Genomic DNA, 26,007 nt, shown 5'->3' with positions numbered 1-26,007 from the left:
CTTGAAAGGACCTGTATGCAGGTACAGGATAAGGATATCCTGAAAAAAATAAATTGGCTGATGGGTGTAAGGGCCATCCTTGCACTCATACTGCTGATGTTTTCAGCACTGGTCCAGTCCCAGGGGGGCTTGGTCTTTAAAATTTTTCCTGCTGCAGCCCTGTATATTCTTGCAACCCTCACCCTGATTTTTTCCCTTGTTTTTGCTTTCTGGTCTACGAGAACAAAAAAACCACGTTTTTTTGCCATTGTTCAGCTGATAGTGGATGTTTTTCTCATCACGGCTTTGATCTGGATGACAGGCGGATATGATTCCCTTCTGACTTTTTTGTATATGCTGGTGATCATCAACGCCAGCATTCTTCTTTCCCGTAAAGAAAGCCTTTTGATCGCAGCGGTTTCTGCCATTGCCTTTGGATTGCTGGTGGATTTTGAATACTACGGCATTTTGCCGGCTCTGGGAGAAATAAATACACCTCTTATGGATCGGGTTGATTTCTGGTCCGTTTTTTTCCGTATTCTGGCCACTACAGTTGCCTGCTTTTCCGTTTCTGTACTCACAAGTTTTCTTTCCGTTCAGCTGCGCAAAGCCAGAGAAGAGATCCGCTATATGGGGAACTATGTCAAACGCATGGAAAGCCTTGCTACTGTTGGAGAAATGGCCGCAGGGCTAGCCCATGAAATTAAAAATCCCCTTGCTTCCCTGAGGGGTTCCATTGAGCTTCTGGAAACGGAAGTCTGTAAGGATACGGATTCTGTTCGGCTCATGCGCATTGTCCGCAGGGAAGCGGATCGTCTGGCCAACCTTGTGACGGAGTTTTTAAACTTTGCAAGACCGGACAAAGGAAATCCTGAGCCTGTAGAAGTCGGAAGTATGATCCAGGAAAGTGTTCAGATTCTGAAACAGAGTGAGGGCAGCCGGGGAAGAATTATCTACTCCCTTTTTCTCGAACCGGAAGTATGGGTGGATGCAGATCCGGATCGTATGCGGCAGGTTCTATGGAATCTTTTGCTGAATGCCGTAGAGTCCATAGAAGGGGAGGGGGAGATTCGAGTGAGCCTTGATGTGGAGAGGGGAAAAAATGTGCGCATAGCCATAAAAGATACTGGTTGTGGTATTGCGGATTCGGATATGGCATCCATTTTTGCACCCTTTTATACCACAAAAGCAAAGGGTACCGGGCTGGGGCTGTCCATTGCCGTGCGCATACTGGAAGCCATGGGAGGGAGACTGGATGTAAAAAGTACACCCGGAGAAGGAAGCACCTTTATTCTACGCATGCCCTGTCTTCCATATTCTCCGGAGTCCTGTAATGCTGGCCGTGGTTGACACCATGTGAGCAATAGGGTAGCTACTGACTGGTTTAAAATCAGCAGGTACTCAAAAGAATTTCGGGAGAAATACAGGAAAAAATGGAAGAAAACAAAAGCGAAAACATTCAGGAAGATGCCGTGGATGTCCTCAGTCAGAGGCGGCGTAAAAATAAGGAAATGAAGGCCGCAGGGATTAATCTTTATCCCAATGACTTTAAAATTTCCCATGATATCGCTACTGTCCGCCAGGAGATTGAAGATGCTCCGGACAATATGGGACCCGATGGGCAGGCTTTTTCCGTGGCTGGCCGTATGATGGCCATTAACCGCTTTGGCAAATCTGCCTTTATCCGTATCAAGGATGGAAGTGGTGAACTGATTCAGGCCTACCTTCAGTCTAAAACGCTGGGTGAGACCTTTGATCTTTTCAAGCAGCTGGATGTGGGGGATTTTGTGGGGGTGACAGGAACCCTTTTTACTACCCGCACAGGGGAATGGACTCTGGATGCCAGTGCTTTCAGGCTTCTTTCCAAGGCAACCCGGCCCCTGCCTGAAAAATATCATGGTTTGAAAGATCCGGAAAAGCGTTACCGCAAACGCTATGTGGATCTCATTATGAATCCGGAAGTAAGGGAAATTTTTCTTCGCAGAAGCCGTATGGTACAGGCTGTCCGTGAGTTTTTTATTGACCGCGGTTTCCTTGAGGTGGAAACACCCATGATGCAGACCGTTGCCGGTGGTGCTGAAGCCACACCCTTTGTGACCCATCACAATGCTCTCGGTATGGATCTTTTTCTGCGCATCGCACCGGAGCTTTATCTAAAGAGGCTTGTGGTTGGTGGTTTTGATAAGGTTTTTGAAATTAACCGTAATTTCAGGAACGAGGGGGTATCCACCCGCCATAATCCAGAATTTACCATGATGGAATTCTACTGGGCCTATGCCAGGGACGAAGACCTCATGGCCCTCAGTGAAGAGCTTTTTGCCCATGTGGCAAAGGCGGTTACCGGTGATGTGGTGGTGAACTATCAGGGACATGCCTTACGTTTTGACGGAACATGGCCCAAAATTCCCCTTTTGGATGCACTGGTTGAAATCGGCGGTGTTGATAAGGCGCTGCTGGATGATCTGGAAGGTCTTCTGGCCTTTGCAAAGGAAAAAAATATTTCCGTAACCAAGACGGAAAAGCTCGGCAAGGTACTGACAAAACTTTTTGATGTTCTTGTAGAGCCAAAGCTTATACAGCCTACCTTTATCACGGGATATCCTGTGGAAGTTTCTCCCTTATCACGGCGATCGGATAAAAATCCCATGCTGACGGAACGGTTTGAGCTTTTTGTTGCCGGACGTGAGATTGGTAATGGATTTTCTGAGCTCAATGATCCCGAAGATCAGCGGGAACGTTTTCTCATGCAGGTTAAGGAGAGGGAAGCCGGTGATTCCGAAGCCCACATGATGGATGATGACTATATTGAAGCCCTGGAATATGGTATGCCACCTACGGCAGGTCAGGGTATAGGTATGGATCGTCTGGCCATGCTTTTGACGGATGCAGCTTCCATAAGGGAAGTGATTCTGTTTCCACACATGAAACCAGTTTCTCATCAATAAAAAGAAACGGCGGGATTTCCGCCGGTTCTTTCAAAAAGGCGACCTCATATCCCCTATGTCCCTGGAACTTTTTATTGCAGGAAGATATCTTCGTGCCCGCAGAAAACAGGGTTTTATTTCCCTGACGGGCATCCTTTCGGTTTTTGGTGTTGCCTTGGGTGTAATGGCCCTGGTGGTGGTGATTGCCGTGATGAGTGGCGCCGAAAGGGATTTCAGGGAAAGGATTCTGGGCCTGGAACCCCATATTCTTCTCATGGGACAGGGGGGCGGTCTGGAGAACCCCCATGAAGCCCAGGAAAGAATCCGTGCTTTCCCACAGGTCTCAGCTACGGCTCCCTTTGTTTATGGTAAGGTGGTTCTCAGGACATCCGGTGGGATGGGAGGTGCCTTTTTACGGGGCATTGATCCGGAAGCACAACGCGTGGCCATTGAAGGGATAGATCGAGAGAGTCTTCTTGAGCAGCTGAAGGATGCGGAGTCAGGTAATGCCCCCGGTATTATCCTGGGCAGAACCCTTGCTGCTGAACTTAAAGTTGCCATTGGAGATACTGTGCAGGTCATGTCTCCGGAATTCATGCTTTCTCCCGTGGGAATGCTGCCCAAGGTCCGCCGTTTTCAGGTAAGTGGTTTTTTTTCTTCCGGCCTGTTTGAGTATGATGGTGCCCTTTGCTACATTCGCATGGATGAGGCATCAAGGCTTCTGGGCATGGGAGAAAAGGTGACTGGCATTGGTATCTGGATTGATGATGTGTATGCAGCGGAAGAGCTTGGGAAAAGGATTCAGGATGAATTTGGCTGGGGCTACTGGACCCGCAACTGGATGGAGATGAACAAAAGCCTTTTTTCTGCCCTGAAGCTTGAAAAAACGGCCATGTTCATCATTCTTACCCTGATTATTCTTGTGGCGGCTTTTAATATTGCCAGCTCTCTCATTATGATGGTGATGGAAAAAACAAGGGATATCTCCATCCTCATGGCCATGGGGGCCAGCCGGGCGTTGATCCGGAGAATTTTTGTAATTCAGGGGATGATTATAGGCATTTTGGGTACTTTTTTCGGTGTTGTTTCAGGTGTTGCCCTCTGCCTGTTTCTGGAACGTTATCCCATTATCCGCCTTCCCGAAGCCTATCCCTTCACAACCCTTCCTGTTCTTCTCGAATGGAGTGATGTCACGGCAATTGGCCTGGCTTCCCTGCTGATATGTTTTCTTTCAACCCTGTATCCTGCCATGCAGGCTTCCCGTCTTGATCCTGTGGAGGGTATCCGTTATGGATGATTGCAGGGATATTCTTGAGCTTTGCGGTGTGCACAAAACCTTCCTTGATGGTGTACAGCCTGTCCCCGTGCTCAAAGATGTGAACTGGACGGTAAGCCGTAAAGACACCATTGCCATCGTAGGCCCTTCGGGTATTGGAAAATCCACACTGCTGCATATTATGGGTGCTCTGGATCGTCCTGATGCCGGGAAGTTGCTGCTTAATGGCCGCAATATTCTGTCCCTTGATGATGCAGGGCTGGCAAGGGTCCGTAATGGGGTTATGGGCTTTGTTTTTCAGTTTCACCATATGCTCCCGGAGTTTACTGCTTTGGAGAATGTCATGATGCCTGCCCGTATAGCAGGTATTGCTATTTCAGAAGCCAGGGGGAGGTCCGAGGAACTCCTTGACCGGATGGGCCTTTCTCATCGTATGCATCACAGAACCTCCCAGCTTTCCGGAGGAGAGCAGCAGCGGGCTGCTCTTGCCAGGGCCCTTGTTATGTCTCCGCCCTTTCTTTTTGCTGATGAACCCACAGGCAATCTGGATATTGATAACAGCAGAAAGGTCCATGAACTGCTTTTGGAAATACATGCAGAAAAAAAATGTGCCCTTGTTGTGGTAACCCACAATATGGAGCTGGCAGGGATGATGCAGACACAGATAACTCTGCGGGATGGGCTGGTTGTTGACGGGGATATACCGGTTCATGCTGCGAATGGTTTGGTTTTCACTCCATGATTTGCTAAAGCCGTAGACTGTGTGGCTCTTATGATGGCGCACATAAAGTACAGCTTTTCTTTTCATTGTGTTTTTTTTGAAGTATAGCCAGTGGGCTGTTTCGGTACTTTTTTTTTGCCATTTTAAACCTTAGGGGCATTGACACCAGAGGATGGTTGTATGAATCGGAGTTCTGTCTGTGGCTTTTGGCTGCTTTTGCTGATGATGCTGGGAAATATTAGTGTGTGTGCTGCGGATTCTCCGCAGGTATGGATTGCACCTTTTTCCGTGGAAGGAGATCTTCGTTCCGTAAGCTTAGGAAAACAGGTGGCGGATAGGGTGGCCCGTGAACTGACGGCTGCGGGGCTTTCTTCCCAGATCGGGAATGATCCTGGAAAAGATCTTGAAGATGTGCGGAAAAGCATGGCATCCGTGGGTGCTGAATCCGCTGTCTGGGGTCGTCTTATTCTGGAAAACGGGGGTTTCCGTCTTTCCGGCAGATTGTTTTCTGAAGGTATGGAGCGACGTATTGTGGAGGAGGGATCTTCCGTAGATACGCTTTTTCTGGCATCTGCCAGTCTGTCACGTAAGGTCGCGGATTTCCTTGTGGGCAAAGAAACCGTTGCCCTTGTGGAGATTGTGGGGAATCAGCGCATAGAAAGTGATGCCATTCTTCGGGTTATTCAGAGTGGCCCGGGAGATGTGTATCTGCAAAAAGCCCTTTCCGATGATCTTGAAGCAATTTATGCCATGGGCTATTTTGACGATATTCGTGTGGCTGTGGAAGAAAGGGATGTCGGCAAGGTTGTTATTTTCACGGTTCAGGAAAAACCCACGGTACGTCAGATTTTTATACGGGGTAACAGGGTATATAAAGATGACAAGGTTATGGAAGTTGTGACCACAAAAACCGGGTCAATTCTCAATATTTTCCAGGTTAGGCGGGATATAGAGCGGATTCGGGACCTGTACCGAAGCAAAAATTATCACCACTCGGAAGTGAACTATGAAATCCGGGAGCTGGATAACAATCAGGCAGACCTTGTTTTTGTTATTTCAGAAGGTGAAAAGGTCAAGGTGACAGAACTTGTTTTTGAGGGCCGTGAGAGCTTTACCGAGAGGCAGCTGAGAAAACAGACAGGTCTTTCGGAGAAGGGGTTTTTTTCATGGCTTACGGGTTCAGGAGAATTGAAAAAGGAGGCGGTGCAGCATGCCTCTGCAAGGCTTACGGCTTTTTATCATAATGAAGGCTATGTGGATGCCAGGGTTTCTGATCCGGAAATAACCTTTGAAGGCCCCGAAGCCAGGGTTATGTTCAGAATTGTTGAAGGACAGCGCTATCGTATCGGAGAAGTCTCCGTGGAGGGAGATCAGCTTTTTTCTGAGGATGTACTGCTGTCGATTACTGCCATTGGAAAAGAAGAGTGGTACAAAAGGGATGTGGTGCATCAGGATATGATGGCACTTACGGATCTTTACGGAGATGCGGGATATGCAAATACTGATGTATTTCCCCAGCTGCGCAAGGATGATGAGGCCGGGGTTGTGGACATCCTTTATTCTGTTCGTCAGGGAAAACAGGTGTACATAGACCGTATAGAAATTACGGGCAATGTAAAGACCCGTGATAAGGTAATCCGAAGACAGATTCCTCTGCTGGAACAGGAGCTCTACAGTGGAAGCAGAATCAGAAGGGCTGCGCGTAACCTGAATCGGCTGGATTATTTTGAAGATGTGCAGCTGAATATCAAAAGTACGCCGGATCCTGAGAAGGTGGATCTTCTGGTCAGTGTGGAGGAAAAACCCACTGGTATGTTCACCTTTGGTGCAGGATACAGCTCCCAGGATAATCTCTTCGGTCAGGTTTCCGTGACCCAGCGGAACTTCAGGGGTAAGGGACAGACCCTTAACCTGCGGGCGGATGTGAGCAGTTCATCCACAAGGTATACCTTAAGTTTTACGGAACCCTATCTCTTTGATAAACCCCTTTCCGCCGGTTTTGATGTGTATAACTGGGACAGGGAATATAATGATTATACAAAGAAAAGTACTGGAGGTACTGTAAGGCTTGGTTACCCCGTATGGGATTATACCCGTGCCTTTATGTCTTATGGTATTGAAAGTTTTGATGTAAAAGTGGATTCGGGCAAGCAGCAGCTGGTCAATGAGGATATTCTGGCCATGGAACCCTTAAGTCTTGCCAGTACCATGACTCTGGGTTTGAATTATGATTCCACCAACCGTCTTTTTAATCCTTCCGAAGGGTCTAACCACAGGCTGACTGTGAAACATGCAGGTGGTCCTCTGGGGGGGGATATTGCTTTTACAAAATATCTGGCGGAGGTTGGATGGTATTTTCCCCTTTTCTGGCAAACGGTTTTTTTCATGCATGGTGAAACCGGATACGTTCATAAAAACAGCGACGGTCATCTGCCGGATTATGAAAAATTTTATCTTGGGGGGTTGAACTCCGTGAGGGGTTACCGCTGGCGTGATATTGCCGTTTATTATGATGGTGACTACACCTATGATCAGGTTATCCGGGATTCCGATGGAAATGTTACGGGTGTGGAGACAAAAACAGTCTCTTACCGGAAGAACAAGGGTGGCGATAAGTTCATGCAGGCCAATTTTGAATTTATTTTTCCGCTGGTAAGGGACGCCGGACTTATGGGTCTTGTTTTTTATGATCTTGGAAATGTCTATGATACGGACGAAAGAATCACTACGGATGGCATAAAAAGAAGTGTTGGTTATGGTATTCGCTGGTTTTCTCCCATTGGTCCCATCCGTCTTGAATATGGGATCCCAAAGAATAAAATTGACGGATCCAAGCAGAGTGCTCGATGGGAATTCACCATGGGTGGTGCATTTTAATAAAGGTTAAAAAACGTATAGATTACGAAGAAAGGAAGAAGGCTATGATGAAATTGACCCGTGGAATACAGGCACTCATACTCGCTTTTATGTTTGCAGGAACTGCTTTTGCCGCAGATGTGGCGAAAATAGGAGTGTTTGATTTTGAAACCTTCCTGAAAAACTCAAAGTCCGGACAGCAGGCTAAAAATCAGGTGGCTGAAGAAGCCAGAAAACTGGAAGCACAGCTGGAGGTCAAAAAGAACGAGATAGAAAAACTCCGGGACAGCCTGATGCGGGAGGCCATGGTGCTTTCCGATGAAGCTAGAAGCCAGCGGGAGCGCGATCTGCAGATTAAAGCCATGGACTTAAGAAACATGGAACAGCGTTTTACCCGCTCCTTTAACCAGCAGCAGAATGAAATTATGGCAAGGATTCAGGGCCAGGTCCGGGAGCTTATTCAGGAGATCGGTGAAAAGGAGAACTATCTTCTGATTCTGGAAAATATTGGTGTTGTCTATGCTCCGGATCGTGTGGATATCACAGAACGTCTCATTCTCAAACATGACGAAAAATACGGAAAAAGCGGGTCATGAAAAAAAGGGTTATGCTGGGTGAGCTTGCAGGAATCTGCGAAGGTCAGGTTTCAGGTGATCCCTCCTTTGAAGTCAGGGGTATTGCTCCCCTTGAAAGTGCAGGGCCTGAAGATATTTCACTGGCCATGAACGCAAAATATCTCCGTCAGGCGGCTTCTTCCCGGGCAGGGGCCCTTATTGTGGGTGAGGGTGTTCAGGAAAATCTTCCAAAGGGGAATTATCTGATCTCTGATGCACCCTACTGGGCTTTTGCCAGAATTTTACAGTTCTTTTATACTGATCCTGAACCCTGTAACAGCATTCATGCCAGCACCTCAGTAGGCGGGAACTTTATCTGTAAAGGCAATCTTTTTACCGATGCCTTTGTGGTGATCGGTAGCAATGTAAAGATGGGCGAGGGCTGCCGTATCGGAGCCAACAGTGTTATAGGCGATGGTTGTGTGTTGGGAGACCACTGCGTAATTTATCCCAATGTAACCCTGTATCCGGGTACAAGGCTGGGCAACCGGGTTCGTGTTCACAGCGGCTCTGTCATAGGTTCCGATGGCTTCGGTTTTGCCCCCAGGTCAGGTAGTTGGGAGAAAATTCCCCATCTTGGTTCCGTTGAGCTGGGGGATGATGTGGAGATCGGCGCTGGCTGCACTCTGGACCGGGGTACTTTCGGCCTGACCCGCATCGGCAGGGGTGTAAAACTGGATGATCAGGTGCATATAGGTCACAACGTCCAGATTGGTGAGAATACCCTTCTGGTGGCTCAGGTGGGAATTGCAGGCAGTTCTCAGGTGGGTAAAAACAGTATCCTTGCGGGTAAAGTTGGTGTGTCAGGACATATCCGCATCGGAGACGGAGTGCAGGTAGGACCCATGGCAGGAGTTGCTCATGATGTAGCCGATGGTCAGATTGTGAGCGGCGCACCTGAAATGCCCCACCGTCAATGGCTCAAGGTACAGCGCATTCTGCCAAGGCTGCCGGAAATGCGTCGGCGCATTACAGCCCTGGAAAGGAAGCTGGATATGGACCATAAAGAAGGGGCTGAAACATGAGCGTGGATGCAGAAGGACATGGTGGAATTGATATTATTGATATTATTGATATTCTTCCCCATCGTTATCCTTTTCTTCTGGTGGACAGGGTTTTGTCACTGGAAGTGGGCAAATCCATCTGTGCCATAAAAAATGTAAGTATCAATGAACCTTTTTTTTCAGGACATTTTCCGGGCTTTCCAATTATGCCCGGTGTCCTGATTCTGGAAGCCATGGGCCAGGCAGGTGGTATTCTGGCCTTTGCTTCATGGCCTGAAGAAAAAAGACAATACCCTCTCCTTCTTACGGGTGCGGACAAGGCCCGTTTCCGGCGTAAAGTGCTTCCAGGAGATCAGATCCGGATGGAAGTGACCCTTATTAAATTGAAATCCAGAGCGGTAAGAATGCGCGGTGTGGCTACGGTAGATGGTGTAAAAGCCGTGGAAGCTGAGTTTATGGCCGTTCTGGGAGATTAGGAATGTACTATGGCTATTCATCCCACAGCCATTGTGGATGCAGGGGCAGAAATTGGCGATGAAGTGGAAATCGGGCCCTTTGCCATTGTAAAGGAACATGTGTGTATAGGTGCCAGAACCCGTATTGGTGCCTATTCCATGGTTGATAACTATACGGAAATCGGTCCGGATTGCGTTATTTTCCCTTATGCCGCCGTTGGCGGAGATCCTCAGGATCTTAAATTCAGGGGAGAAAAATCCTGGCTCAAAGTGGGGCGAAAGACGGTAGTCCGTGAATTTGCCACCCTTCACAGGGGTACGGGACTTGGTGGAGGTCTGACCTCAGTGGGAGAAGAAAATCTTCTCATGGCCTATTGTCATGTGGCCCACGACTGCCATACGGGAAAAGGGGTGATTCTTTCCAACAATGCCACCCTTGCGGGTCACGTTACCCTGGGAGATCACGTAATTGTTGGCGGTCTTGCTGCGGTGCATCAGTTTGTGAAGGTGGGGGACCATGCCTACATTGGTGGAAAATCCGCCGTGGTAAAGGACATCCCACCCTTTGTCATTGCATCGGGTGACAGGGCTACCCTTCATGGATTGAACAAGGTAGGGCTTCGCAGGCGGGAATTTCCTGAAGAAACTTTAAAGCATCTGAAACAGGCCTACAGAATTATCTTTCGATATGGCCTTACCCTTAAAGAAGCCATTGAAAGGGTAAGGGCCAGTGTGGAAATGATTCCAGAGGTCTGTGAGTTTATTGATTTCATAAAAAATTCGGACCGTGGAATTACCCGCTAGTCCGGTATGAGAAAGGAGAGGCGGCGTCCCTTGGACAGCAGCGACCCTGGCAGTAGCAGCCATCGTGAGAAACGTATTGGTGTCATTGCAGGAAATGGTTCTTTTCCGGTGACCTTTGTTAAAAAAGCCGCAGCACAGGGTTTTTCCGTTTTTACTGTGGCTTTCCGCGGAGAAGGAGATGTCTGCCTTGAAAATCTTTCCCAGGCTTTTCGATGGGTATATCTGGGGCAGGTAAAAAAAATCATCCGTTTCTTTAAGGATAAGGATGTGGATACCGTTGTAATGATGGGAGGTATCCGGAAGACGCGAATGTTTGTGGACGTAAGGCCGGATATGCTTGCCATAAGGGCTATGGCCGGTATGCGGCACAGCCACGATGACGGCGTTCTGCGGCTTTTTGCCGGTATCCTTGCAGACCATGGTATTCATGTTGTGGATTCTACGGCTATGCTGCCGGAGCTTTTATCTCCACCGGGTCTCTGGACCCGGACCCGTCTGCCCAAAGGTGCTGCATCGGATATTGAAATTGCCTGGAAAGTGGCCCGCCGTATAGGTGAGCTGGATGTGGGCCAGTGTGTTGTGGCAGGCGGGGGGTCTGTTTTGGCCGTTGAAGCCATTGACGGAACCGATGCCACTATCCGCAGGGGTGGAGACCTTGGCCGTGGCAATGCAGTGCTGGTGAAGGTTGCCAAGCCGGGACAGGACATGCGCTTTGATATACCTGCAGTGGGACCGGAGACCATACGTATAATGGCGGAATCCGGAGTAGCTGTTCTGGTCCTTGAGGCAGGAAAAACCCTGGCACTGGAAAGGGATGTCCTTGTTGCTGAGGCGGACAGGCTGGGTATCTGTGTTCTTGGTATTGAAGATCCGGAAAATCTGGCAATGCTTTTATCCGAAAAGGGGGCTGCATGAACCGGACTGTTATGCTTGTGGCCGGCGAAGCTTCGGGTGATCTGCATGGTGCGGCTCTCATCAGAGCCATGGCTGAAAAGGATCCTCAGATTTTTTTCTGTGGTATCGGAGGAGACCAGATGCGCAGGGCAGGAATGCGCCCTGTGGCAGACAGTTCCGGTCTTGCGGTGATGGGTGTCACCGAAGTTATTGGGAGTTTTTTAAAAATCCGTAAAGTATATAAAACTGCGGAAATGATTCTGGCTTCTTTAAGACCGGATCTTCTTATACTGATTGACTATCCTGGCTTTAATCTGCGTCTGGCCCAGGAAGCAAAAAAAAATCATATTCCTGTTCTTTATTATATAAGTCCCAAGGTATGGGCATGGCGCTCTTCCCGTGTTCAGCAGATTGCGGAAAGGGTGGACAAGCTGGCTCTGATTTTTCCCTTTGAAGTGGAGTGGTTTCAGGAAAGGGGGGTGGATCAGGCGGTTTATGTGGGTAATCCCCTGATGGATCAGGCACCTGAATTCAGGGAAATGCGGCCTGATGATGTGCTTGCCTCAAATCCTGTTATTGGCCTTTTGCCCGGCTCCAGACCCGGAGAAATACGCAGAATGCTTCCTGTCCTCTGTGAGGCGGCGGAACTGATTTCCCAAAAAATACCCGGAGCACGTTTTATTCTTTCTGCTGCCCCCGGAACCCACCTTGCCGATATTCAGGCATGGGCAGCTGCCTCCGGCGCACCTTCCCATATGGAGGTTGTCAGCGGGGCCTATCCCGTTCTTGACGCAGCAGATGTTGTTGCTGCTGTATCCGGCACCGTTACCCTGGAAGCGGCTTTGGCCGGAGTTCCGGGAGTTCTCGTTTACCGTATGTCTGCACTGAGTTACGCCGTTGCCCGAAGGGTTGTTAATGTACCCTATGCAGGCCTTGCCAATCTCATTGCCGGGGCAGAGATAATGCCGGAGCTTCTTCAGGAAAATGCCACACCTGAAAAAGTATGTGAAGCGGTATGTATGTTATTGCAGGATAAGGATCGCAGAAAGCTCCACCACCATGCCTTGTCCGAAGTCCGGGCTGCCCTGGGCAGTCCCGGTGTTGCAGAACGTACGGCAGGTCTTGCCCTTTCCATGCTGGGAGACAGCTGATGCCTTTAAAGGTTGAAGAACGCCACAAAAAGGTAATGGCCCTGGTACTGGAGAGCAAATGGCGGCTTTTTCTGGCCATGTTTTCCATGCTGGTGGTTTCCCTGACATCGGTGGCTTCCGCATGGCTGATAAAACCGGTTCTGGATGATATTTTCATGAACCGGGATGCCATGAAGCTCTACATCATTCCCGGAGCCGTTCTTGTGGTTTTTACTCTCCGGGGCCTTGGTATGTATGGTCAGGAGTTTTTCTTAAATTATGTGGGACAGGTGATCATCCGTCATTTCCGCAATGGGCTTTATGACCGTATTGTGGATTTGCCCTTAAGGTTTTTTCAGAATGAGCGCACTGGCGTCCTCATGAGCCGCATTACAAATGATGTCAATCTTGTACGCAGCATGGTTTCCAGTGTGGTTACAAGCTCCCTTCGTGATTTTTTCACCATCATTTTCCTTGTGGCCTATACCTTTTATCAGATATGGGAACTTGCCATTATTGCTTTTCTGGTGCTGCCTGCCGCATTTTATCCCATCGTCTATTTTGGCAGAAAAGTCCGTAAAACCAGTACAGGGTGCCAGGAAGCCATGGCGGAGATGAATGCCTTTCTCCATGAAACCTTTACGGGCAATAAGATTGTCAAGGCTTTCGGCATGGAAGCCTATGAAAAAAAACGTTTCCATGCAAAAACCCAGAGCCTTTTCCGTCTTGAAATCCGTCAGGCCATTGCCAAATCCATGTCTTCTCCCGTAATGGAATTTCTTGCCGGTGTGGGGATTGCCTTTATCATCTGGTACGGAGGCCTGCGTGTTATTCAGGGTATTTATACGCCTGGAACCTTTGTTTCCTTTCTGGCTGCCGTGCTGATGCTCTATGATCCTGTAAAGAAAATGAGCAAGCTTAATAATGCCCTGCAGGAAGGTCTTGCTGCCGTAGACAGAATTTTCAGTATTTTGAATGAAAAGTCCGATATAGAGGAAAAGAAAAATCCCCTTCTGCTAACATCCGGATCCAGGGATGTGTCCTTTGAAAATGTGTCCTTTGCCTATACTGAAGATGGAAAGAAGGTTCTCAGGGATGTTTCTCTGGAGGTGCGTTCCGGAGAAGTACTGGCCTTGGTGGGCATGAGCGGTGGAGGTAAAACTTCCCTTGTGAATCTTATCCCCCGTTTTTATGATGTTTCCTCAGGAAGTATACGTATTGGTGGTGTGGATATCAGGGATTTTTCCATTGATTCCCTGCGCGCCCAGATTGCAGTGGTTACCCAGGAGCCCATTCTTTTCAATGACAGTATCCGGGCCAATATCATTTATGGCAGACCCTTTGCCACGGATGAGGAGATTGAGCAGGCGGCAAAGGCAGCCTATGCCCATGATTTCATCCTGAGGATGCCCAATGGCTATGATACCCATATCGGAGAGCTGGGTAACCGGCTTTCCGGTGGAGAGAAGCAGCGGATCTGTATTGCAAGGGCGTTGATTAAGGATGCTCCCATTCTGATTCTGGATGAGGCCACATCAGCTCTGGATACTGAGGCAGAGCAGGTTGTGCAGAAGGCCTTGGATAATCTCATGCAGGGTCGGACCACCTTTGTCATTGCCCATCGTCTTTCCACCATTGTACGGGCCGATGCCATTGCTGTACTCGTGAACGGAGAGGTGGTGGAAATGGGACGTCATGATGAACTTCTTGCCAGAAAGGGGGCCTACGCCAGGCTCTACCGGATGCAGTTTTCAGATCAAGGGGAAATGGATGCATAAAGGATCTGATTCTCCTGCTTGTTCTGGAGTCAGGATCTGGGTTTTTTTCTACAGCCTTGAGTGGTCAAGCCTGCTATGGTGGTCAAAAAGCTCATCCTGACTTTTGGCGTTACGGGCAAATAGCCTTGGTTTGTGTGCATTCGTCTGACGTATGATACTTATCTTAAAAAATTAAAAAACGGGCGGGATTTCTATCCCCTGCCCGTTTTTCGTTTTTTATTCTACATGGGATAAGCGATTGACTTTAATCTTCTGCAGTATGGTTTTTCCGATATAGAAAATGAAAACCCATTAGCATGACAGCCATCAGCCCGTAGCCCAAGGCATATTCGCTCGATATATTGAAGGCAAGCCTTGGTGCATGCATAAAACCTGTCACACTCAGGGCCGCTGCGACGAGGGCAAAGGCGGAGGCTCTTTTGTAGCTTTCATCAATAAGGCAGACCAGAATGGAGCCCCATATAAGCCCTGTGAACATGGCTCCCTGTCCCAAGGGTACTATGGCATGGGAGAGGTTGGCAACAGCTTCGCCTGCTGCAAAATTAAAGCGGGTCATGATGTAGTTGGCAAAGTAGGGAAACATTGCAATGACAACGGCAGGATAATGTTTGTTTTCGACGGAGTCAAAGGCCTGGGAGATCATGGATATGCCCACAAAAACCAGGATTGGGGCAATGACCGGTACGGGAATAATCGAAGCCATGGCTGCAATTATGCCGAAAACGGAAGCAAAGAGAAACACAAAACCGTTCAGAATGGAGTAGCCCCGGCCTGCGTTCATCCATTTGGATCCGATGGAGGCAATATATACAGTGGTGGGGAAAACACCGCCGAAAATGGTTCCAATAATGGTACCAGTACCATCTGCCGCCTGTGCTTCCTGTACGCTGTAACGGTCCCCTGCGGAGGCCATGGCTTCCACATTGTTCATGGTCTCAATGAAATTGTATATGGATATGGGCAGCAGAATGGCAAAAAGGCCGATCATTTCGGTTGAAAGCAGCTGAAGACCGTGGAAGAGTCCAAGGGTGGGGATGGGCAGGTAAAATCCAAAGGCGGAAAAACCCTCTTTAATCTGACCAAGGTTTGAATTGCCTATGCTGTAGGCTATAAAGGTGCCGATGACAATTGCAAAAAGTGCCGCCGGAATCTTAAAGGGCATGGGTTTTTTGGTAATCAGCCCGATCAGAATTATGGTCATAACAATCAAGCCAACCACGGGCATTTCATAGGTTCTGAAAAAAAGTTCTCCGCCGATGAAAGCAAAGGCAACACCGGCCAGGGCACCCATCATGGCGGCTCTGGGCAGTCTGGAATGCACCCACTTACCGATAAAGCTGCCCAGTACCTCTATGACGCCTCCGAGGAAACAGGCGGCCAGACCAATTTTCCATGCCAGTTCAGGATCACCCGTAAGGACAAGGGCTGGCTTTAAAACCCCAAAGAGATAAATGAACATAACAGGTGTACTGACGCCATAGGAAAGGGCTGTTACATCAGTGCGTCCTTCCTTTTCAGCCAGTTTTTTTGCCATGTGAGCATAGTAGAGATTTCCGAAGAGAACTGCCATGGCCACACCTGGAATAACTTTTCCGTAAACAATAGCTGCAGGATATCCCATGGCAAGCATGGTAATGGCAATTATGACAAAGTTTGCCAGGTTGTTTTGGAACAAAGCAAAGAAGCCATCCAGGTCTTCTCTCTTGAATAATGGATAATGTACTGTTTTCACAAAAATATTTCCCCCCGTTTAATGTAGATAATTATTATGGAGTTCACCGTAAAATCCTGTAATCAGATATGAAATTTGAAGAAATGCAGAAAAGGCAAAATTATAAAAATCTTTTACCGGTTCTCTAAAAAGGTGATCTGACCATTCTTCAGTGAGGTGATGCTGGCCAGCGCCTGAATGTTCAGGCCCTTTTCCCTGAGTTTGTTCCCGCCGCCTTGAAAATATTTCTCAATGACCACGCCTGCTCCCACAAGATATGCTCCAGCACTTTCCACAATTTCCCAGAGGCCTTTAATGGCTTCGCCCTTGGCCAGAAAGTCATCAATGATTAAAACCCGGTCATCTGAGAGCAGATATTTTTTTGAAACCCTGATTTTATAGTTTTTTTCTTTGGTATAAGAGTAAACATGCCCCTCATAGGTTTCTTTATCCAGATTCAGCGATTCGCTTTTTTTGGCAAAGACCACAGGTACTTTAAAATGCTGTGCTGTAATTGCCGCAATGGCAATTCCAGATACTTCTGCTGTAAGAATTTTTGTAATGTGTTCTTCTTTAAAGCGTTCCTTAAAAGCTTTACCAATGGCATTTAAAAGTTCAATATCCAGCTGGTGGTTTAAAAAATGATCTACTTTTAAAATATGCTCGCCTATGGTTTGTCCTTCTTTTACAATTTTATCCTCCAGTAATTTCACTTTAATCTCCTGTTTTTCTTTATAAAAAAAAGACAATCCATATGCATTGAAAAAAACACGGCATTTCTTCCGAAAACCTTGAAATGATCCGGTAGCAACTTATGAACCATATTTTGAAAAAATACAATCGGAAGGGGCAGGTCTTGCACCGCTATTAAGGAGCTGAAGCGTCAGTTCTGGAATTTAAGAACAAAATATGCTGAATATCAGACCTTCATACTGAGGGAGTATCAAGACTATCCAGTTTCTCTTCTGCTTCCTCAAGGCTTGCCACGGGAATAATTTTATAGCCCGGCCACAGGGCTGAACCTTTTTCAAAGCGAAAATGACCCTTGCATTCTCTTATGGGGCTGATGCGGGCTACTGCCCTGACGCCGCTGTCCCAGAGAATTTCCTGAATTTCCTGCATGAAATTATCGCTTAAGCTTTTTTCCATACAGAAGGTTCTCAGGTCACTGATGCAGGTAAAGCCCTGTTTAAGGTGCTTAACCTGCTGAAGTACCAGTACTTCTATATTTTGAATTTCTTTTTTACTGGAGATATTCCCAAGGGTGAGGTAAAGTCGGTTTTTTAAGATGTCTGCCTGAATGCTATGCACCCTGTCTCCTTTTTAATCGGATTTTCAGGTTTTTAGCCCATTCCATGGAAAATCTGCCTGTCAGCCCAGCAGAATTTTCCCCATTTGTGCCTGTCTTATGGCTGCCACATTGCCTGCAATACTGCCGGATTTTTCCATATCCTTGAAAAGAAGCAGGGTGTCCGTCTGAAGGCTGCAGCCCTCTGTGGTGTTGCGGAGTTCCCGGAGTATTTCTGCGGCCATATTGCGTATGGCAAGGTTGAGACGATTTGCCACAGGGGAAGGTGGCTGGCTCTGGGCTGCACGGGCAGCCATGGCAGAAAGCCCTGCAATACGGGCCTGTATCAGACCCATTGCCATATGCTTTTCATCCAGATTGACATGACCCTCTTTCAGATCCCTGCAGCACCTGTAAAGAAGGGCTGCAAGCCCCCCTGCCACGGCTCCAGCCATGAGTGCATCTTCAATTCCTCTGAATGTTTTTGCAAGCATATCAAGGGCTTTCCCCTCTTCGCCCAGAAGGGCAGTATAGGGAAGTTCTATCTCGTCGAGACGGATTTCTCCGTGGGGAGCGGGCCGGAAAAAGGGCAGAGGTCCAAGATCCATGACAGAAAGCCCTGTGCTTTCAGCAGGAACCAGAAAGGCGGAAAAAGCTTTTTTTCCATCCTTTTCTCCTGTAACGGCCATAACGATGAAAATACCGGCAAGACTGGCATTGGTGATAAAGGTTTTATGACCGCTTAGAATCCATCCGTTTTCTGTTTTTTCCGCCTTTGTACGAAGACCCTTGGGGTTTGCTCCGGTTCCGGGTTCGGAAATGGCCATGGAAGCAGTAAGTTTCCCTGTGGCAAGGCGTGGCAGAAGCTTAAGCCTTTGTTCTTTTGTTCCAAGACTTCCTATGACAAAGGAGGCAGTAAGGTGATGCAGAAGAACGGAAAGGGCAAGGCCGGGGCAGGCCGAGGCAAAGCTGATTTCAGCACCTGCCGCAGCGATGTCTGCGTATCCGCCACCCTGCCCCCCGTTTTCTACGGGGATACCGATGCCCAGAAGGCTGGATTCACCTGCTTCTTCCCAGATGCCAGGCGGCATGGGATGCTGGCAGGCAAGGTCAGGAAACTGACCTATTGAATTTCTTGCAAATTCTTCTGCCATGCTGCGCAGCTCCGGCAGGGCATGGGGAAAATCTAAGAGTTCATGGAAAAGCTCCTGCTTGCTCACAGTACAAGTTCCTCTATGAAGGTGACAAGCTGATTTAGATTCCTGCAGGGCCGGATTTCATGGCAATGGGCCTTGTAGGTGAACATTTCCGAATCCCCGCTGCTCCATGTGGTCATGGGTTCGGGATTGAGCCAGATAACCCTGCGGCAGCGATCCCGCATTTCTTCTAAAATTTCCTGGTGGGGATTCTGGTAATTGCTCCGGGCATCACCGATGATGAGCAGGGTGGTTTTGGTGGAAAGTTCCTGCATGTGCCGTTCCCGAAAACTGACAAAGCTTGAGCCGTAATCCGTAAGCATTCGTGTATCAATGCCCGACTCAGAGAAGACCTTTTCAATGGCCTCGTTCACAGGGTTATCTTTGAAAAGGGGCGTGATATCCGCCACATCGGAAACAAAGGCATAGCTTTTGATGCCGTTGAAGCACTCCTGAAGGGAGTACAGGATGGCCAGCATGAAACGGGCAACGGACCATACGGAGCCGGAGACATCACAAAGGGCAACAATTTTACCCTTGCGCAGGGGTTTATCCCGGAAATGTAGCTCTAAAGGCACACCCTGAAAGCGTCCGGCCCTGCGCAGGGTTTTGCGGACATCCAGTACGCCCTTGTTCCGGGCGGCATAGCGCCTTGTGGCCATATCTTTAAGCTTGCGCACCAGCCTGTCCGTGATTTCCTTTGTGCGTTCCATCTCCACAGGGGTTAGGGTGGCAAAGGGTTTTTCTCCGATATCAAAGAAGCGTGGATCTGTCCGGGAAACTTCCTTCAGGGCAATATTATCCGGCCTTTTGTCCCTCGTCAGAAGATCAAAGGAACGGTCCAGCATGGTGGCAAAGTAGGCCTCAATTTCCCTTCGGGTGAAGGTGTCGCCTTCTGCATCCAGATCCCCTGCCAGTTGCAGGGCTTTTTGCCGGATCTGGTTGATTTTGAGCATAACGGAAAGCCGATTGGAAAGCTGGCCCATGTTGGACTTTACCTTGATGGCCATGGAGCGCTGTTCCACCATATTGTGGATTTCCTGCACCTCATTGAGAAAGTCTTCGGGGTCTCCGCCAAGGTAATCCAGAAGGTTTTCAAGGCCTTCCATGTTTTCTCCCAGCTCTTCCCTTATCTTTTCAATGATTTCTTTTACCCTTTTTTGTTTGGGTGTTTCAGGATCATCACTTTCTTCTACTGCATCCTGAAAGCTTGTGCGCAGCTCATGGAAAAAAAGGTGATAAATTTCAAGGAATCTCGGCTGATCCCTGCGGCTTTTAATAAAATTTGCCATGAGCAGGCTGCGGAAGGCAGCCTCATCAGTGGCGTCAATGTGGCGCAGCTGGGACATGCAGTCGATAACCTCAAGGGGAGAGACTTTCAGACCGGCAGCCTTACAACAGGCGGAAAATTTGGTGATCATGTCAAGCATGGAGGCAGCCCTTTTCTGGTCAGGCGATGACCGTTTCGAGGCGTTCTTTCACCAGTTCGGCGTCACTTTTAAATTTCACCAGCATATTCAGTGTGGATGCCAGCAGCTCCGGCGTAATGGTATCCGCCTGCAGAATCATGAGGGATCTGGCCCAGTCCAGGGTTTCTGATATGCAGGGACGTTTTTTCAGATCAAGATTTCTCATGTTGGCAACGGTACGCACCAGCTTGTCCAGAAGGGCCTCTTCAATGCCCGGTATTTTCATACGGACAATTTCCTTTTCCGTTTCAATCTCAGGGTAATCAATGAAAAGGTGGATGCAGCGGCGCTTCAGGGCATCACTCATATCACGGTAGTTGTTGGATGTGAGCAGGACAAAGGGGATGGATTTTGCCTTGATGGTCCCGATTTCAGGTATGGAAACCTGGAAATCACTCAAAAGCTCCAGCAGAAAAGCTTCAAATTCAGGATCGGACTTGTCCACCTCATCAATGAGAAGTACCACGGGTTTTTCCGACTGAATGGCCTTCAAAAGTGGTCTGGCCTGGAGAAAACGCTCTGAAAAGAAGGCATCTTCCTGTTCGGATATTTTTTCTACGGCTTCTGCCAGGGTGTCGGCTGAATCCACTACGGAATGGATTTTATCCTTCACCATCTGAGTATAAAGCAGTTGCTTTGCATATTCCCATTCATAAAGGGCCTTGGACTCGTCCAGACCTTCGTAGCACTGCATGCGGATAAGTGGCCGATCCAGATATAGGGATATGGATTTGGCCAGCTCTGTTTTGCCAACTCCGGCAGGGCCTTCCACAAGAATGGGTTTTTGGGTGGCTGCCGCAAGAAATACCACTGTGGCAATTTCCGTTGAAGGAATGTAGCGGGATGCGGACAGGGCTTCGATGACGTGTTCGATGCTCCGGAATTCCATGAAACTTCCTTATTATAAAGAGAAACATAAAAAAACATTTAATATTATTTTGTGCAGGAGTCTTATTTTTTCTGGGTTCAGATTCCTGCTGTGTATTTCGGCAGAATAAAACTTATGGCTTTCTGCCCTTTATTCTCCGATGAAGAGTCCTCATATCAGGGGATATCAAAAAGGGCAAGGATGGTGTTGGCTCTGAATTCGGGAGATTTTTCAGGAAAGCGGCAGATAAATGGCAATGGTGGTGCCTTGCTGACCTTCTTCCTGAGGAAGTGGCATGATCTGTCCGCCGTGCTGTTTGATTACGGCATAGGCAAGTGAGAGTCCAAGGCCGGTCCCTTTGCGGGCATCCCGGTTTTTGGTGGAAAAATAAGGGTCAAAGATTCTTGGAAGATCTTTTTCCATGATGCCTGAGCCAGTATCTGTGAAATGAACGGCAAGGTAATCCCCCGGATTCAGCAGGAGTGGCTCATCGTCATCGCAGGCTTCTATGCGAAGTCCCTTGACTTTAATGGACAGTACGCCGCCCTTTGGCATTGCATCGAGGCTGTTTTCCATTATGGAAGCAAAAGCTTCGGAAAGTCCTTTTTTGTCCATGGTAAAGGCCGGGAGAATCACAGGAATATCCATGTGCAGACGGACTTGCGGGGGAATGGCTCCCAGCATATCCAGAGCCTTGTGTATGCATGCATGGAGCTGTCCGGGAATACGCATCCCTGTATCCGCATCCGCCAGTACCAGCATCTTGCGGGTAATATTTTTCAGATTGGCCGTTGCATTTTCAATGCGTGAAAGCAGTGTGGCCACCCCCTGGGGCAGATCGTTTTCAAAGCTTGCCAGAGAAAGATTGCCCATAATCACCGAAAGCATGTTGTTCATGTCATGGACCAGACCGCCGGCAAGGGTTTTGAGCATGTCAAACTTTTCGATTTTACTGCGTTCAACCTCAATGCGCTTATGTATGGATATATCCCTCACAACGGCCTGAATCATTGGATTGTCTGTGTTGATAACCTGCCTGGCGTTGATATCCACGCTTAAAGTTCCGTCATCTTTCAGCATCAGGGTTTCAAGGCGGATACTTCTGCCGGAGCTGATATCATCCCTGACTTTTCGGATCTGGGCCTGTTCGGTTTTAGGAAAAAGATCACAGGCTGGTTTTCCGGCAAGCATCTCCTGTGAAAGACCTGTAAGTTCTTCGGCTTTTTTATTGACTTTAAGAATGCGGCCTTCAGGATTCAGCAGTAAAATTGCATCGTTGCTCTGGGCAAAGAGATCCCTGAATTGTTTTTCACTCTGGCTCAAAGCCTTTTCCGTCCGGCGCAGGGCTTCTTCCATGGCCATTTCCCTTGATACCGGCGTGAGAACGCCCACAGACAGTGTAATTTTATCTCCGGGAAAATATTCAAGCCTTGCCTGATCCTTCAGCCATATATGAGAAGTGTCTTGAAGTTTAACTTTGTAAATGGCTTCAGAAATCCCATCTTCAATATTTTTGTTGCGCAGAATGGATCTGTCCTTATTCAATGCCTGAGGCTCCAGCATTTCAACCCTCAGTGCATCGCAGTCAGAAGGGTAGACTTTTTGTTCAACAATGGCTTTACGGAAGGCTGGTGCCAGCAGATGCAAACGGCTGGTGAAGAGTCCGCAGAATCTTGGATCGGCAAATTCATACCAGATATCCGTTCTGTTATCCTTCCATGCGGCAATGTAGTGAAGGACAGGCAGATTCATGGAGGTCATTATGCTTGAGGTGGTCAGAAGATTCACAAGCCTTTTCTGCAGTTCCGCAGAGCAGGGCTCATTGAGAATTCTGCCATCATAGGAGTTGTCTTTTAGTGACACGGGGCAGGAAGGCATGGGATGTCCTTGGCTGGGGTGGAATGAAGATCTGAAGGCAGTGACTGCATGTCTCAAGAAAAGCCCTTGTATAATATTGTTAAACATTTTAATGCAAAGAAAAAAATAGGGCAAGATCTGGTTTTGTTTTTTTGGGATGGGAGACCATCATTGACATAAAATTATTGATCCCATAGAAACCCGGAGAAGCATTTTTTTTTATATAGGAGGGATTATGGGCGTTCTTGAAAATAAAAAAATATTACTGGGAGTGACCGGTGGCATTGCCGCATATAAAGCTGTGGAGCTTCTGCGGCTGCTGCAGAAGGCAGGAGCTTCTGTACGGGTGGTAATGACGGAAAATGCAGCTGCTTTTGTGGGGCCTTTGACTTTTCGGGCCATCTCAGGATCTCCTGTATATATTGATGTGATGGCCGAAGGTGAGGGCGGTGGCATCCGCCACATAGACTGGGCAGAATGGGCCGATGCCGTGGTCATTGCACCGGCAACGGCCAATTGTGTTGCAAAACTGGCCCATGGTTTTGCAGATGATGCCCTTTCAACCCTGATGCTGGCGGTCCGTGCTCCGGTTCTGGTCTGTCCTGCCATGAATACGAACATGTATGAGTCCCGCCCGGTCCAGAGGAATCTGGACCTTCTGGAAGCTTCCGGCATGACGGTTCTGGAGCCGGACAGCGGAGATCTTGCCTGCGGAGTGACAGGGCCCGGCCGTTTACCTGATCCTGCCTTTATTGCAGACCGGCTGGAAAAGCTGCTTCGTACCAAAGACTTAAAGGGGCTGCGTGTTCTAATGACCGCAGGACCTACCATGGAAGCCATTGATCCTGTGAGGTATATTTCCAATCATTCCTCTGGTAAAATGGGCTATGCCATTGCAAGGGCTGCGGAATACAGGGGCGCTGAAGTTTGCCTGGTGACAGGACCTGTGAATCTCCCCATTCCCCATGGGGTTGAGGCTGTTCATGTGCAGGCCGCCCGGGAAATGCTCCACGCCATGGAAAGCCGGATGGATGGGGCGGATATTATCATTAAGGTGGCGGCTGTGGCGGATTTTTATGTGAAAAATGCTTCGGATCATAAAATCAAGAAAACCTATGGCCTGCCTGTCATTGAGCTTGAGAAAAACCCCGACATTCTGGCAACCCTTGGACAGAGGAAAAATCAGCAGTTTCTTGTGGGCTTTGCTGCGGAAACAAGGGATCTTTCTGCCTATTCAAAGGACAAGATTGCAAAGAAAAATCTCGATATGATCGTCGGTAATCTTGTATCCGGTCCGGATTCGGCCTTTGGTTCGGATCAGAATACAGTGACCTTTTTTTACTCCGATGGCAGTGAGGAAGCTCTGGAATCCATGCCCAAGGAAAAGGTGGCGGATAAACTTCTGGATGCCATAGTTTCCCGCATGCATTCCCGGAGAAATGGTCATGTCTGATGGTCTGAACATGAGCTCGCATTCCAGCAAAGAAAATTTACGGGCACTCCTCCTGGCAGGTCTTGAGAATGCTGCAGTCTGTCTGGATGATCTGCGTTTTCTCGGGCTGGACGGCGTGCATGCTTCACCCAGAACCCTTGAAATACTTTCGGAATGGGGGAAGGGTGGAAAACCGGGTCATTTTCCTGAGCTGATTAAAAAGGTTGCTTCATGCAGCCATTGTGGTCTTCCTGCTGCTGTTCGGGGAAAACTGCTGCATCCACCACCGGGCAGTGTGCGGGTGCTTTTTGTGGATGAAATGCCGGACCGGGCCGCTCTGAGGGAAGGCAGTGCCATGGGGGGGGAAGCCGGAGCCCTGCTTTGGAAAATTGTGGGGGCCATGAAACTGAATCCGGATGCGGTCTATGTGACCCATACAAGGATGTGCCGCCTGTCACCGGGCCAGACTTCGCCATCCTATGCATCTTTACCCTGCAGGGCTTTTCTCTCGGATGTCATCCGTCTTTTGCGGCCCGAGGTTATCTGTGCCCTTGGAGAAAGGGCTGGGCAGCTTCTTTCCGGTGAAAATCTTCCCCTGCATAGCCTGAGGGGTCGCTTTCTTTCCTTTGAGTCTCTGCCATTGATGATTACCCACCATCCTGCGGATATGTTGAAAGATCCGGGGCTGAAGCGGGATACATGGGAGGATGTGCGTAAGGTTATGGAGTTTCTGGCTCTCTAATTTCTGAGATATTTGTATTGTAATTGTTCAGCACATTTTTTTTAGTACCCCACCTGTCAGGCAGGTGCACAGGCACCAGGCTATTTGCCCGTGACGCAATCTTATTCGGGAGCTTATTGTCCTGTGCGGAAGCGGCAAAAACTCCCCGCCACAGGCAGGATAAGCTTTTTTATTACCATGGCAGGCTTTAGTATGCTGCCTTTGTGGCGGCTCAGACAGTTTGCCGCTTCTGTCGCACAGGCCTTCAAAGCTCTGATCCGAAACGATTGCAATGTCACTTGCAAACAGCCAAGGTACCTTGCAATGTTACGAAGATACTGAAGTTACAGCATTGGAGTTTTGGATTAAATTTTGCTGAATAATTACTTTGTATTATTCTTTCCCCCAAGGAGGTTCTTATGTCTGAAAAAGTTCTGATCGTGATTTCCTGTGGCCTTGACAATCCCAACCGTGCCACCCGCGGTCTGCATCTGGCCACTGTGGCCCAGAAACAGGGCAGGGATGTGGCGGTTTTCCTGCTGGATGATGCCGTGTTTATTGCCAAAGAAGGCCTTGCCGATAACCTGAGGGCTGCAACCGGTGACATTGCTCAGGATCTCATTGCCCATCTGCAGGCCTTTGAGGTTCCTATTCTGGCATGTACTCCATGCGCCAAAGCACGGCGCATCGGTGAGGACGAACTCATTGAGGGTGCCCGTTATGCCACTGCCATGGAGCTTATCGATCTTTCCTGTGAAAGTGCCGTGATCAGTCTTTAAGCCTGATTTATACGGGTCATCCGGATTTTGCCCTCACCACCGGGCCATGCCTTGAAGGAGCATCCTTTACGGGTGTCTGCCTACAAGCTTAAAATATGATTATTTGATTTCAATAGCTTAAGGTTGATGCGGCTGAAAGACAGTGGTGATTAGATTGTGTTATTGTTTGGGACCAACAGGACCATCAAACTGTTACAGCGTCAGGGGATAAGCAGAATTTTTTTGTGTTTATTGACAGTCTTTCTTGGTCT

The 26,007-nt window shown here is 48.4% G+C and carries 22 protein-coding genes; 15 read left to right on the top strand and 7 right to left on the bottom strand.

Annotated features, from left to right (window positions below):
• Window positions 1-15 precede the first annotated feature (15 nt).
• The 12 genes from FIM25_RS13800 to FIM25_RS13745 all read left to right on the top strand — a co-directional run bounded on the left by FIM25_RS13800 (window position 16) and on the right by FIM25_RS13745 (window position 14,435).
• Complete coding sequence (locus tag FIM25_RS13800; RefSeq protein ID WP_139450413.1) at window positions 16-1,329, top strand: two-component system sensor histidine kinase NtrB; 1,314 nt, start codon at window positions 16-18, stop codon at window positions 1,327-1,329.
• An 83-nt stretch (window positions 1,330-1,412) separates the two neighbouring features.
• Window positions 1,413-2,924 carry a lysine--tRNA ligase gene (gene lysS / locus FIM25_RS13795; protein ID WP_139450411.1) on the top strand — a complete coding sequence of 504 codons (1,512 nt, stop codon included), beginning with the start codon at window positions 1,413-1,415 and terminating at the stop codon, window positions 2,922-2,924.
• Window positions 2,925-2,979: 55 nt separating this feature from the next.
• Complete coding sequence (locus tag FIM25_RS13790) at window positions 2,980-4,200, top strand: lipoprotein-releasing ABC transporter permease subunit (RefSeq protein ID WP_139450410.1); 1,221 nt, start codon at window positions 2,980-2,982, stop codon at window positions 4,198-4,200.
• On the top strand, window positions 4,193-4,921 hold the full coding sequence (locus FIM25_RS13785; protein WP_139450408.1) for an ABC transporter ATP-binding protein: 729 nt from the start codon (window positions 4,193-4,195) through the stop codon (window positions 4,919-4,921). The genes FIM25_RS13790 and FIM25_RS13785 overlap by 8 nt, the downstream gene beginning before the upstream one ends.
• A 159-nt stretch (window positions 4,922-5,080) precedes the next feature.
• Window positions 5,081-7,777 (top strand): outer membrane protein assembly factor BamA, encoded by a 2,697-nt coding sequence (bamA, locus tag FIM25_RS13780; protein WP_139450406.1) that lies wholly within the window; start codon window positions 5,081-5,083, stop codon window positions 7,775-7,777.
• A gap of 44 nt (window positions 7,778-7,821) precedes the next feature.
• Complete coding sequence (locus FIM25_RS13775; protein WP_179953387.1) at window positions 7,822-8,352, top strand: OmpH/Skp family outer membrane protein; 531 nt, start codon at window positions 7,822-7,824, stop codon at window positions 8,350-8,352.
• Window positions 8,349-9,395, top strand: coding sequence for a UDP-3-O-(3-hydroxymyristoyl)glucosamine N-acyltransferase (lpxD, locus tag FIM25_RS13770; RefSeq protein WP_139450402.1), 1,047 nt, complete (start codon window positions 8,349-8,351; stop codon window positions 9,393-9,395). Before FIM25_RS13775 ends, lpxD begins: the two co-directional genes overlap by 4 nt.
• Window positions 9,392-9,850, top strand: a complete 459-nt coding sequence (fabZ, locus tag FIM25_RS13765; RefSeq protein WP_139450400.1) for a 3-hydroxyacyl-ACP dehydratase FabZ — start codon at window positions 9,392-9,394, stop codon at window positions 9,848-9,850. The genes lpxD and fabZ overlap by 4 nt, the downstream gene beginning before the upstream one ends.
• 9 nt (window positions 9,851-9,859) lie before the next feature.
• Window positions 9,860-10,633 (top strand): acyl-ACP--UDP-N-acetylglucosamine O-acyltransferase, encoded by a 774-nt coding sequence (lpxA, locus tag FIM25_RS13760; protein ID WP_139450398.1) that lies wholly within the window; start codon window positions 9,860-9,862, stop codon window positions 10,631-10,633.
• A 30-nt stretch (window positions 10,634-10,663) separates the two neighbouring features.
• The gene (locus FIM25_RS13755) at window positions 10,664-11,548 is read left to right on the top strand and encodes an LpxI family protein (protein WP_246052214.1); all 885 of its coding nucleotides are present in this window, start codon (window positions 10,664-10,666) and stop codon (window positions 11,546-11,548) included.
• Entirely contained in the window at window positions 11,545-12,678 is a 1,134-nt protein-coding gene (lpxB, locus tag FIM25_RS13750) for a lipid-A-disaccharide synthase (protein ID WP_139450393.1), read from the top strand. Before FIM25_RS13755 ends, lpxB begins: the two co-directional genes overlap by 4 nt.
• A complete protein-coding gene (locus FIM25_RS13745; RefSeq protein ID WP_246052212.1) occupies window positions 12,678-14,435 on the top strand; it encodes an ABC transporter ATP-binding protein in 1,758 nt (585 codons plus the stop codon). Before lpxB ends, FIM25_RS13745 begins: the two co-directional genes overlap by 1 nt.
• Window positions 14,436-14,679: 244 nt before the next feature.
• On the opposite strand, the gene FIM25_RS13740 is transcribed toward FIM25_RS13745, so the two are convergent.
• From FIM25_RS13740 to FIM25_RS13710, 7 genes are all read right to left on the bottom strand, one after another.
• On the bottom strand, window positions 14,680-16,167 hold the full coding sequence (locus FIM25_RS13740; protein ID WP_139450390.1) for an NCS2 family permease: 1,488 nt from the start codon (window positions 16,165-16,167) through the stop codon (window positions 14,680-14,682).
• 113 nt (window positions 16,168-16,280) lie between these two features.
• Window positions 16,281-16,859 carry a xanthine phosphoribosyltransferase gene (locus FIM25_RS13735; protein ID WP_139450388.1) on the bottom strand — a complete coding sequence of 193 codons (579 nt, stop codon included), beginning with the start codon at window positions 16,857-16,859 and terminating at the stop codon, window positions 16,281-16,283.
• 214 nt (window positions 16,860-17,073) lie between these two features.
• Entirely contained in the window at window positions 17,074-17,457 is a 384-nt protein-coding gene (locus FIM25_RS13730) for a hypothetical protein (protein ID WP_139450386.1), read from the bottom strand.
• Between the two features lie 60 nt (window positions 17,458-17,517).
• Window positions 17,518-18,654, bottom strand: a complete 1,137-nt coding sequence (locus FIM25_RS13725) for an acyl-CoA dehydrogenase family protein (RefSeq protein ID WP_139450384.1) — start codon at window positions 18,652-18,654, stop codon at window positions 17,518-17,520.
• The gene (locus FIM25_RS13720) at window positions 18,651-20,060 is read right to left on the bottom strand and encodes a vWA domain-containing protein (protein ID WP_139450382.1); all 1,410 of its coding nucleotides are present in this window, start codon (window positions 20,058-20,060) and stop codon (window positions 18,651-18,653) included. Before FIM25_RS13720 ends, FIM25_RS13725 begins: the two co-directional genes overlap by 4 nt.
• A gap of 19 nt (window positions 20,061-20,079) precedes the next feature.
• Window positions 20,080-20,988 carry an AAA family ATPase gene (locus tag FIM25_RS13715; RefSeq protein ID WP_139450380.1) on the bottom strand — a complete coding sequence of 303 codons (909 nt, stop codon included), beginning with the start codon at window positions 20,986-20,988 and terminating at the stop codon, window positions 20,080-20,082.
• Between the two features lie 210 nt (window positions 20,989-21,198).
• Complete coding sequence (locus tag FIM25_RS13710) at window positions 21,199-22,845, bottom strand: PAS domain S-box protein (protein WP_179953386.1); 1,647 nt, start codon at window positions 22,843-22,845, stop codon at window positions 21,199-21,201.
• 214 nt (window positions 22,846-23,059) lie between these two features.
• Between FIM25_RS13710 and coaBC the strand changes: the two genes are divergently transcribed.
• The 3 genes from coaBC (at window position 23,060) to FIM25_RS13695 (ending at window position 25,756) form a co-directional block, all read left to right on the top strand.
• The gene (gene coaBC / locus FIM25_RS13705; RefSeq protein WP_139450376.1) at window positions 23,060-24,277 is read left to right on the top strand and encodes a bifunctional phosphopantothenoylcysteine decarboxylase/phosphopantothenate--cysteine ligase CoaBC; all 1,218 of its coding nucleotides are present in this window, start codon (window positions 23,060-23,062) and stop codon (window positions 24,275-24,277) included.
• On the top strand, window positions 24,270-24,998 hold the full coding sequence (locus tag FIM25_RS13700) for a uracil-DNA glycosylase (RefSeq protein ID WP_179953385.1): 729 nt from the start codon (window positions 24,270-24,272) through the stop codon (window positions 24,996-24,998). The genes coaBC and FIM25_RS13700 overlap by 8 nt, the downstream gene beginning before the upstream one ends.
• A gap of 398 nt (window positions 24,999-25,396) precedes the next feature.
• Window positions 25,397-25,756 carry a DsrE family protein gene (locus tag FIM25_RS13695; RefSeq protein ID WP_139450372.1) on the top strand — a complete coding sequence of 120 codons (360 nt, stop codon included), beginning with the start codon at window positions 25,397-25,399 and terminating at the stop codon, window positions 25,754-25,756.
• Window positions 25,757-26,007 lie beyond the last annotated feature (251 nt).

This window comes from Desulfobotulus mexicanus (assembly GCF_006175995.1).
Taxonomy (GTDB): Bacteria; Desulfobacterota; Desulfobacteria; order Desulfobacterales; family ASO4-4; genus Desulfobotulus; species Desulfobotulus mexicanus.
Note: the sequence above shows the minus strand (reverse complement) of the source record. Positions and strands in the feature narration are given on the sequence as shown.

What these genes read in the sequence shown, in the direction of transcription:
- coaBC (WP_139450376.1), top strand. Translation starts at nt 23,060, where the DNA reads ATGGGCGTTCTTGAAAATAAAAAAATATTACTGGGAGTGACCGGTGGC.
- FIM25_RS13745 (WP_246052212.1), top strand. Translation starts at nt 12,678, where the DNA reads ATGCCTTTAAAGGTTGAAGAACGCCACAAAAAGGTAATGGCCCTGGTA.
- lysS (WP_139450411.1), top strand. Translation starts at nt 1,413, where the DNA reads ATGGAAGAAAACAAAAGCGAAAACATTCAGGAAGATGCCGTGGATGTC.
- FIM25_RS13700 (WP_179953385.1), top strand. Translation starts at nt 24,270, where the DNA reads ATGTCTGATGGTCTGAACATGAGCTCGCATTCCAGCAAAGAAAATTTA.
- FIM25_RS13790 (WP_139450410.1), top strand. Translation starts at nt 2,980, where the DNA reads ATGTCCCTGGAACTTTTTATTGCAGGAAGATATCTTCGTGCCCGCAGA.
- FIM25_RS13785 (WP_139450408.1), top strand. Translation starts at nt 4,193, where the DNA reads ATGGATGATTGCAGGGATATTCTTGAGCTTTGCGGTGTGCACAAAACC.
- lpxA (WP_139450398.1), top strand. Translation starts at nt 9,860, where the DNA reads ATGGCTATTCATCCCACAGCCATTGTGGATGCAGGGGCAGAAATTGGC.
- lpxD (WP_139450402.1), top strand. Translation starts at nt 8,349, where the DNA reads ATGAAAAAAAGGGTTATGCTGGGTGAGCTTGCAGGAATCTGCGAAGGT.
- lpxB (WP_139450393.1), top strand. Translation starts at nt 11,545, where the DNA reads ATGAACCGGACTGTTATGCTTGTGGCCGGCGAAGCTTCGGGTGATCTG.
- FIM25_RS13715 (WP_139450380.1), bottom strand. Translation starts at nt 20,988, where the DNA reads ATGGAATTCCGGAGCATCGAACACGTCATCGAAGCCCTGTCCGCATCC.
- fabZ (WP_139450400.1), top strand. Translation starts at nt 9,392, where the DNA reads ATGAGCGTGGATGCAGAAGGACATGGTGGAATTGATATTATTGATATT.
- bamA (WP_139450406.1), top strand. Translation starts at nt 5,081, where the DNA reads ATGAATCGGAGTTCTGTCTGTGGCTTTTGGCTGCTTTTGCTGATGATG.
- FIM25_RS13710 (WP_179953386.1), bottom strand. Translation starts at nt 22,845, where the DNA reads ATGCCTTCCTGCCCCGTGTCACTAAAAGACAACTCCTATGATGGCAGA.
- FIM25_RS13695 (WP_139450372.1), top strand. Translation starts at nt 25,397, where the DNA reads ATGTCTGAAAAAGTTCTGATCGTGATTTCCTGTGGCCTTGACAATCCC.
- FIM25_RS13720 (WP_139450382.1), bottom strand. Translation starts at nt 20,060, where the DNA reads ATGCTTGACATGATCACCAAATTTTCCGCCTGTTGTAAGGCTGCCGGT.
- FIM25_RS13775 (WP_179953387.1), top strand. Translation starts at nt 7,822, where the DNA reads ATGATGAAATTGACCCGTGGAATACAGGCACTCATACTCGCTTTTATG.
- FIM25_RS13800 (WP_139450413.1), top strand. Translation starts at nt 16, where the DNA reads ATGCAGGTACAGGATAAGGATATCCTGAAAAAAATAAATTGGCTGATG.